Source organism: Flavobacteriales bacterium, from assembly GCA_013214975.1.
GTDB lineage: Bacteria > Bacteroidota > Bacteroidia > DT-38 > DT-38 > DT-38.
On sequence record JABSPR010000374.1, the window covers coordinates 1 to 9,079 of the forward strand.

Genomic DNA, 9,079 nt, shown 5'->3' on the forward strand with positions numbered 1-9,079 from the left:
GGTAGCGGATCCGCCGATTTTGATTTGGATGGAGATCTTGATGTTTATGTGGCAAGCGGCTATACATCAAATCCTCAGGAAAATCAATTTTACATAAACAACGGAGATGGAACTTTTGAAAAAGTATTAACTGGCGATCTTGTTACAGATGCTTTTAGATCTCATAATCCAACTTGGGGAGATTATGACAATGACGGATACCCCGACTTATTTATCACCAGCTCAGAAGAAAATAATACGTTATATCACAATGAGGGAGACGGAACATTTACCACAATTACAACCGTTGATATTGTTAATGATGATGCGGTTTGCCACGGATCAACTTGGATTGATTATAACGATGATGGCCATTTAGACTTAATGGTAAACGGGATCGATATACCTATTCTGTTATACAGTAATAATGGAGATGGCACATTCACAACAATCACAACTGGAGAGTTAGTAACGGATGCAAATATTGGGACTTTGTCTCCAACATGGGGTGATTTTGATAACGATGGAGATCAAGACGTATACTTAGTGGATAGTAAAATGACTATACCTTCCGAATCTTATAATAAACTTTATTGGAACAATGGGGACGGAACATTTACTAAAGAGGTAAGCACCGATGATGTAATTAATGATTGGGATGCTTCAACTGCAGTAGCCAGTGTTGACTATAACAACGATGGATTCTTAGATTTCATTCTTAGTGTTAGAGGTAATGTTTCAAATAACAATGTTATCTATACAAACAACACTAATTCCAATCACTGGATAAACATCAACCTAATAGGTACGGAATCAAACAAATCTGCAATTGGAGCCAGAGTTAAACTAAGAGCGACAATAGATGGAGTAGAAAGATGGCAACATCGTCTAGTTTCAGGACGAAATGGTACTAATACACAAAACAGTTTAAATATAGAATTTGGTTTGGGCGACGCTGCTATTATCGACGAGCTTGTAATCGATTGGCCTTTAGGTAAAACGTGTTCGTATAAAGATCTTTCTGTTGATCAATTTATTACTTACGAAGAAGAATGTGAGGAAATAAATTCGATAAACGAGAATATTAGTTTCACTGAGATAAATGCATTTCCTAATCCGTCGAATGGATCTACTACCCTATCATCAAATCAATTAATCACTGGTTTTAAAATCTTCTCCATTGCTGGAGATATTATTCTACAAGAAGATAATGTAAATGGATTTTCTACATCTGTCAATCTATCAACGCATGGTAATGGTATATACTTGGCAAAAGTAATTACTGCTCAAGGTACAAGCCAACGAACTATTGTGATAAATAAATAATTACAATTTAAAATTTCAGGTAACAATTAGCATACGAGTAAAGTATACATAGTATACCTTACCAACCATGCAAGAACACCAAATTCGCGTTTACCACTCTGAAGAAGAATTAAGTAAAGAAAATCAATTGGCTTACAAACTAGCCAAACTCGCAATTGATAAGGCATCAATTTCTCAAGATGTTATCGAAATGGTTATTAATAGAATCATAGATAATGCTTCGGTAGCTATAGCTTCGTTTTCAAGGAACCCAGTTGTAAATGCTCGCCATCAGGCAATAGCACACACTCGAGCAAATGGAGCAACTGTATTTGGCTTACCAAATAATCAAACATTTCATGCTGAATGGAGTGCATGGGCAAATGGAACAGCTGTTCGAGAATTAGACTACCACGATACTTTCCTGGCTGCCGATTATGCCCATCCTGGAGATACCATCCCTCCTATTTTGGCCGTTGCTCAACAGAAAGCATTCAACGGGGAAGATCTTTTACACGGCATCGTTTCGGCCTATGAGATTCATGTTTGTCTTGTAAAAGCTATTTGCCTCCACGAACACAAAATCGATCACATCGCACATCTTTGTCCAGCCCAAACAGCTGGCATAGGAGCCCTTCTTAATCTAGATGTCGATACCGTTTATCAATCTGTACAACAAGCACTTCATTTATCTATTAGCACACGGCAATCTCGTAAGGGAGAAATATCTAGTTGGAAGGCGTACGTTCCGGCACATGGCGGCAAGCAAGCGATTGAAGCTATGGACAGGGCAATGCGAGGAGAAAAAAGCCCTTCACCTATTTATGAAGGAGAAGATTCAATATTAGCGTGGATCTTAGATGGCCCAAAATCTAATTATACCATTCACCTACCAACAGAAGGTGAGGAAAAAAGAAGCATACTAGAAACCTATACTAAAGAACACTCTGCCGAATATCAGGCGCAAGCATTAATCGATTTAGCCTTCAGAATGAGAAATGAAATAGAAGATTTAAATTCTATTAAAAGCGTACGAATAGAGACGAGTAATCATACCCATTATGTAATTGGCACTGGTGCTAACGATCCACAAAAAATGAATCCGAATGCTAGCCGAGAAACACTAGACCATTCGATCATGTACATATTTGCAGTTGCCCTAGAGGATGGAAAGTGGCATCACGAAAAAAGCTATTCCAGCAAGAGAGCAAATACTACTTCTACCATAGAGCTATGGAATAAAATTACTACTTCGGAAAACCAGAAATGGACAGAACTCTACCACCACAAAGATCCATCATTGAGGTCTTTTGGGGGAAAAGTAATTATTGAAATGAAAAATGGCGATCTCATTTCTGATGAAATCGAAAGAGCCAATGCTCATCCAGCTGGAGATAATCCTTTTCATAGACGAGACTATATAAAGAAGTTTGACCAACTAACGGAGCATTTAATATCCACAGAAGAACGAAACCGTTTTATTAACCTAGTTGAAAGTTTACCAAATCTTTCGGCCAAAGAAATTCAGCAATTGAATGTGCAAGTCAAACCCGAATTCATAAATAATGAGACACCAAAAACTGGAATATTTTAATGGAAGAAACCGAAATTAAAAGAGGCCTTATGGGCGTTACAGTTGATACAACAGAAATATCTAAAGTAATGCCCGATATTAATCGTTTGACTTATCGGGGATATACGGTTAATGATCTTTGTAATAACTGCAATTTTGAAGAGACCGCGTTATTACTGTTAAAGGGAGAAATCCCATCTACGGGTCAACTAAAGGAATTTGAAAAAAGAGAAGTGGATAATCGGGTTATATCCGATCAATTAATTTCTATTATCAAACACTTTCCACAAACAGCACATCCAATGGATGGCCTACGGACAGCTATTAGTTTTCTTGGACAAGAAGACTCTCGGATATGGGACAATTCGGAAGAAACTAACTTCAATAAATTCGAATTGCTTTATGCCAAAATCCCAACAATTATAGCCGCCATACAGAGATGTAAAGAAGGCAAGCCAATTATAGAACCTAATTCAGAATTAAATAGAACCGCCAATTTCTTTAACATGTGTTTCGGCCTCGTACCAGAACCAGATATTCTCAGAGGATTCAATGTATCACAAATACTCTACGCCGAACATAGTTTTAATGCATCAACATTTACCGCTCGTGTAATAGCATCAACAACTTCAGACATGTATAGTTCCGTGGCAGGAGCAATTGGCGCACTAAAGGGTCCGTTGCATGGAGGAGCGAATGAGCAGGTTATGCACGACATGATAGAAATTGGAGAAGCAGAAAACGCAAACGAATGGATGGATGAAGCTTTTGAAGAGAAGCGAAAAATAATGGGATTCGGTCATCGAGTATATAAAAAAGGGGATTCGAGGGTTCCCGAAATGAAAAAATGGGAAGAGAAAATTGCCTTATTAACCGATGGCAAGAAATGGATAGATATAGCAAATCTATTAGAAGAAAAGATGATTTCAGAAAAAGGTATTTATCCTAACCTTGATTTTCCGGCTGGACCAACTTACTATATGATGGGGTTTGACATTGAGCTTTTTACTCCAATTTTTGTGATGAGCAGAATTACGGGATGGGCTGCCCATATACTAGAGCAAGTAAAAAACAATAAACTAATCCGCCCACTAAGCCACTACAAAGGAGTTGAAATTCGGAGAATAAAAGACTTATAATGCAGTGTAATAGCCAGAAGTAACGCATTGCCCCTTGTAACTAACATAATTCTGTGGCGTAACATACTATTAATTTGGTCAGAATTATAAATCTAATTTTTTTGGTATGAATAAGATGGCAGTAAACTCCTCCATTACAGAGAAAGAATTTATCAAAAATTTATCTTTCCCTAATAATGAGGTCCTAAAGAATGACATTGCAATTAATAATAGAGAGTCAAATATTGAACGAGCAGTTCATCTTGGCAACATCGAAAAACATAAAGTAAAAATAATCTTTGAAGACGATAAAAATCTTCGGAAAGTACATACAACGGTGTGGGCAGTGGGAGATAAAAATGTAATCCTAAATAAAGGGGTTCTAATACCTATCCATAGAGTACATCAGATAAAGTTCTACTAGAATTAACCAAGAATACACTTCGAATAATTACATTTCGTCATGTAAGTTTCAATGCAGTTTTCCTGAAGTTTTATATGTCCTGACGATATATATGCATATATTTAATAGAAGGTATTCTCATAAACAAGATGGAAGAAAAAGTTATCGAATTGAAGTCTAGTTATATATGGCTAGAAGACGGTATTATTAGAGTTCTTGCAAAAAAAAATGTAGATCAAGAAGAAGACGATGCAAAGGAGTCGATTGACGCAATAATAAAATTAGCTGCAGGTAAGAAAGTACCAGTGTTGTTGGATATAAGCACACTTCAGTCCTCTACCGAAGAGGCCCGAAAACAATTTCAATCTAAAAAAGCCTTTTCAAGTATTAATGGAATGGCAATGTTATTGAACTCTCCTTCTAGTCGACTTATAGGAACACTTTTTTTAAATCTTAACCTCCCAAACTATCCTCTTAAAATATTTACTTCCGAAAGAAAAGCAGTTGAGTGGCTTCAAGACTATCTCTAAATCCATGCTTTTAAAACACAAGGCCTTATTAATATTTCTTTTTACCTCTGTTTATTGTACTGCTCAACCAGATACAAACACAATTTTATTTACTGATGAGTACAAATTAAGTTGGGAAGATTTTACTGGATCGCCTCAATTAAATAGTATCAACTCAGCTAATTCCTTTACTGGAGTTGATCTCAAAATGGAACAAAAGAATAACTCTTTGATAATCAATACTTTTTCCTTTTTCAAACGAGATAAGTCATGGGTGAAAACGGAATCCAAAAAGGAATCACTTTTAAGACATGAACAATTACATTTCGATATTACAGAGCTATATGCACGAAAATTCAGGAAGAAACTAGTTGAATACAAGCTTACCATCAAGAATGTGCAGTCTAAACTAAAACCACTATTTCAAGATTACTTAGACCAGCTTTGGAAAGAGCAAAAGAAATATGATAGAGAGACTAACCATCACATAAACACTAAAAAGCAATTAGAATGGGAATCACGTATTAAAATCGAATTAGATGAATACAAAGGGTTTAAAACTTCAGAAGTTCAAATAATATTAGACAAATAATCGTCATTAAAAGCCATATAAATCTCACGCTATATACTATCCTACTATTTATTGGTTCCTTTAGCCATGCTTACGGCCAAGATAACTGTACGCCTAGTTCCATTTGCTTCACTCCCCAAGAAAAAATAGTGTATCAAATATATTACAATTGGGGATTCGTCTGGGTTTCATCTGGAGAATGCCACTTTAACACGTACCTAGATAATAACCAATTTCATTTTGTTGCATATGGCTTCACTTACAAGAAATACGATTGGCTTTACAAAGTAAGAGACACATACGAGTCGTGGACAAACATGACCTCATTGGCGCCTTATCGATTTAATAGAGAGGTTTCAGAAGGAGGGACTATGTATTCAAACCATTACGAATTCGACTACGTCAATTCAAAAATCTATTCTACTTCAAGTAAAGAAGGAGTACAAAACCCTATCGATACACTCAATCTATCAGAATGCATATTTGATGCAGTCTCTTTAATTTACTACACTCGCACAATCAACTTCGATAATTACAAAGAAGGAGACTTAGTACCCTTAAAAGTCATTTTAGATGGTGAAGTTTTCGAGACGCACATAAAATATTTAGGGAAAGAGAAAATTAAATTAAAAGGCGACAGAGTGTTTAATACAATTAAGTTTAGCACACTACTAATAGAAGGAAGTATTTTTAAAGGAGAAGAGGATATGAACGTTTGGGTTACCGACGATAAAAACCGCCTACCTGTTAGGATTGAGGCTGAAATATTAGTGGGCTCCATTAATGCCGTATTGTTAAAAGAGTCGGGACTAACCTATCCTTTAATCTCGGAAATTATAGAATAAAAAAAGCGATATGCCAATGGCATATCGCTTTTAATTCTGTTTTAGCTACTTACAACTTTCCTGAAAGTTCAGCACCTGCTTTAAATTTCACAACTTTTTTAGCTGGGATATCAATCTCTTTTCCTGTTTGAGGATTTCTTCCTTTTCTAGCTGCTCTTTGAGAGACTGAGAAAGATCCAAATCCAACTAAAGAAACTCTTTCTCCTTTTGAAAGAGATGAAGTTGTAGAAGTAATTACTGCTTCTAATGCTCTTTTTGCATCTGCCTTTGACAAGTTTGCTGCTGAAGCGATTGCTTCTGTTAATTCTGCTTTATTCATAATATAATTTTATAACATTAATAATAATAATTCCAAATTTCTTCGAAACAGTAATGAAATTAGGCATTTCAGACACTTCATGCAAGCAACAATTCCTTAAACCCTTGATTTTACTGGCGCTTCCGAGCACCAACACTCGCTACCCTTTTAATATCAACGATTTACATGGTTAATAACCTGTTAAAAATATCCGATTTAAGCATCGAAAGACAGAACATCCAGCTCAATTGGTGTCAATTACAAGTAATATGAATGTTGTTTTAGTCGGAGAAACGTCGAGAAATCAACTAGATCGTAACTAATCTATCCATCACTTCTTTCTTATAAGACCGACCTATGGTGATTAGTTTTTTACCTACAATCTCGATAACGCCGTTATCGATCTTTGAAATTTTATCAATTCTAATTATACTGGATCGATGAACCCGCATAAATTCTTTGGTAGGCAGCTTACTAACTATACTTTTCATTGAAGAAAGGACAGTATATTTCCGCTCCGATGTATTAATTATTACATAATCAGCAAGAGCTTCTATCCATAGTATTTCAGATATTCTGACTTTTTCAAACACTGAATTTACTTTTATGAATATCTCGTCTGAGGTTTCATGATCTCCCTTTTCAAAGCCTGCTTTAGCCTTATTAACAGCTTTCATAAAACGAGCGTATGAAACTGGTTTCACCAAATAGTCTATTACATTATATTCAAATGCTTCGAGTGCGTATTCTTCATGAGAAGTAAACAAGATAACTTGAGCACTATTATCAAACGATTTCAGGAATTCCATACCGCTCATAACAGGCATGCTAATGTCCAAGAAAATCAAATCCACCGTTTCCTTTCTTAAATAGCTAACAGCTTCCACCGCGTCTACAAAGTCCCTCTTTAAGTTTAAATAATCTGTCTTTTCAATATAATGACAAATTAATTTCCTTTGAATTTCGCTATCCTCAATTACTATACAATTCATCTATCGAAATTATAAATCTTTTAATTCTAGTTCAAGTTCAACCAAAGACTGTTTTAATACTTCTTCCAAATTAACCATAATATCCTTAATTAGATAAATTTCCAATTCGGCAGGTTGCAATCTATCTATTTCTACAAATACACTCTTTAGTGAAAGAATACCCATAAACTCTACGTTTGGCTTCATTGTATGTGCTATTCTTTTTACCTCCAGCCAATCTTTTTTCTCATAGCCTGTAATAAGAGTATCAACGTGATCCGGAGTTACTTTAACAAACGTTTCAATGATATCTTGAACAAAAGCCATGTCACCGTTCCCTACTTCTTTTAAATATTTTAAATCTATGTTCAAAGTGCTTTATTTAGGAATGTTTAAATTTTTGATCTAACTGCTTTACAATTATTTCTAATAAATCGTCGGCCTTAAACGGCTTCGAAATATAATCGGTCATACCAAATCCAAGGCATCTTTCTCTTTCAGTAGATGTTGCATGCGCTGTTAGAGCTATTATTGGAATGCTACTTTTAGGTTCCGGTAAACTCTCTCTTATATATGCTGATGCTGTGTAACCATCCATAATTGGCATTTGAATATCCATTAATATAATATCGAAATCATTTTCCTCTAAAGTATCAACTGCTTTCTTTCCATCTCCTACTATTGTAAAATCAGCATTCCAATCCGACAATACTTTCTTAACGAGCATTTGGTTAATAGGGTTGTCTTCAGCAGCAAGAACTTTAACCCCGTTTAAATCCTGTTGCTCAATCCTTTTATCATCTATGCTGTTATTCAGCTCTTCCTCCTGACTAAGGTTATATTTCAAATTAAACGAGAACTTCGACCCCACACCTTCTTCACTTTCAAGAACAATAGAACCATTGTGCATTTCAACCAGGTTCTTAACAATAGTTAACCCTAGTCCTGTTCCTCCGTATTTCCTAGTTGTACTTGATTTGGCTTGCGTGAAACTTTCGAAAACTTTCTGTTTCTGTTCTTTTGCAATACCAATTCCAGTATCCTCTACATACATTTCTACTTCAACTAAATCATCGGTCTCATTAATAAACTTAGCGCCCACAGTAATGCTTCCTGATTCAGTAAATTTTATAGCATTCCCAACAAGGTTAAGTAGTATCTGACTCAGTCTTACTGGATCTCCTAAAACAAACAATGGCAACTTATCGTCCAGTTCTTTTTTAAGGAGAACGTTCTTATTAATTAATTTAAATTCCAAAATGCCAATAACGGAGTCAATAGATTTTTCCAAATTAAATTTCGTCTCTTCTAGCACCAATTTCCCAGCTTCAATTTTAGAGATATCGAGTATATCGTTGATAATAACTAATAGGGAATCTGAAGAAGACTTAATTGCATTTAAATAACCCATTTGCTCATCATCTATATTTGTCTTTAATAGAACATCCGAAAGTCCCATTATTCCGTTCAGTGGAGTCCTAATCTCATGGCTCATGTTAGCAAGAAA

11 protein-coding genes are annotated in these 9,079 nt (G+C 35.5%); 7 read left to right on the forward strand and 4 right to left on the reverse strand.

What is annotated here, in order from left to right; translation table 11 throughout:
- From HRT72_11910 to HRT72_11940, 7 genes are all read left to right on the forward strand, one after another.
- Positions 1-1,305: VCBS repeat-containing protein (locus tag HRT72_11910; GenBank protein NQY68409.1), on the forward strand; the 1,305-nt coding region annotated here is incomplete at its 5' end.
- 67 nt (positions 1,306-1,372) lie between these two features.
- Positions 1,373-2,878, forward strand: a complete 1,506-nt coding sequence (locus tag HRT72_11915) for an MmgE/PrpD family protein (protein ID NQY68410.1) — start codon at positions 1,373-1,375, stop codon at positions 2,876-2,878.
- Positions 2,878-3,996: a bifunctional 2-methylcitrate synthase/citrate synthase gene (locus HRT72_11920; protein ID NQY68411.1), complete on the forward strand. Its 1,119-nt coding sequence runs from the start codon at positions 2,878-2,880 to the stop codon at positions 3,994-3,996. Before HRT72_11915 ends, HRT72_11920 begins: the two co-directional genes overlap by 1 nt.
- Positions 3,997-4,111: 115 nt before the next feature.
- Positions 4,112-4,399, forward strand: coding sequence for a hypothetical protein (locus HRT72_11925; protein ID NQY68412.1), 288 nt, complete (start codon positions 4,112-4,114; stop codon positions 4,397-4,399).
- Positions 4,400-4,527: 128 nt separating this feature from the next.
- The gene (locus tag HRT72_11930) at positions 4,528-4,908 is read left to right on the forward strand and encodes an STAS/SEC14 domain-containing protein (GenBank protein NQY68413.1); all 381 of its coding nucleotides are present in this window, start codon (positions 4,528-4,530) and stop codon (positions 4,906-4,908) included.
- Positions 4,883-5,479: a DUF922 domain-containing protein gene (locus HRT72_11935; GenBank protein ID NQY68414.1), complete on the forward strand. Its 597-nt coding sequence runs from the start codon at positions 4,883-4,885 to the stop codon at positions 5,477-5,479. The genes HRT72_11930 and HRT72_11935 overlap by 26 nt, the downstream gene beginning before the upstream one ends.
- Positions 5,467-6,303: a DUF3108 domain-containing protein gene (locus HRT72_11940; GenBank protein ID NQY68415.1), complete on the forward strand. Its 837-nt coding sequence runs from the start codon at positions 5,467-5,469 to the stop codon at positions 6,301-6,303. Before HRT72_11935 ends, HRT72_11940 begins: the two co-directional genes overlap by 13 nt.
- Before the next feature lie 49 nt (positions 6,304-6,352).
- Here HRT72_11940 and HRT72_11945 read toward each other — a convergent pair whose 3' ends face one another.
- The 4 genes from HRT72_11945 to HRT72_11960 form a co-directional block, all read right to left on the reverse strand.
- Complete coding sequence (locus tag HRT72_11945) at positions 6,353-6,622, reverse strand: HU family DNA-binding protein (GenBank protein ID NQY68416.1); 270 nt, start codon at positions 6,620-6,622, stop codon at positions 6,353-6,355.
- Positions 6,623-6,909: 287 nt separating this feature from the next.
- Entirely contained in the window at positions 6,910-7,593 is a 684-nt protein-coding gene (locus HRT72_11950; GenBank protein ID NQY68417.1) for a response regulator transcription factor, read from the reverse strand.
- A gap of 9 nt (positions 7,594-7,602) precedes the next feature.
- Positions 7,603-7,944: an Hpt domain-containing protein gene (locus tag HRT72_11955; protein NQY68418.1), complete on the reverse strand. Its 342-nt coding sequence runs from the start codon at positions 7,942-7,944 to the stop codon at positions 7,603-7,605.
- Between the two features lie 10 nt (positions 7,945-7,954).
- Positions 7,955-9,079 (reverse strand): response regulator (locus tag HRT72_11960; protein NQY68419.1); only part of this gene is annotated, 1,125 nt, incomplete at its 5' end.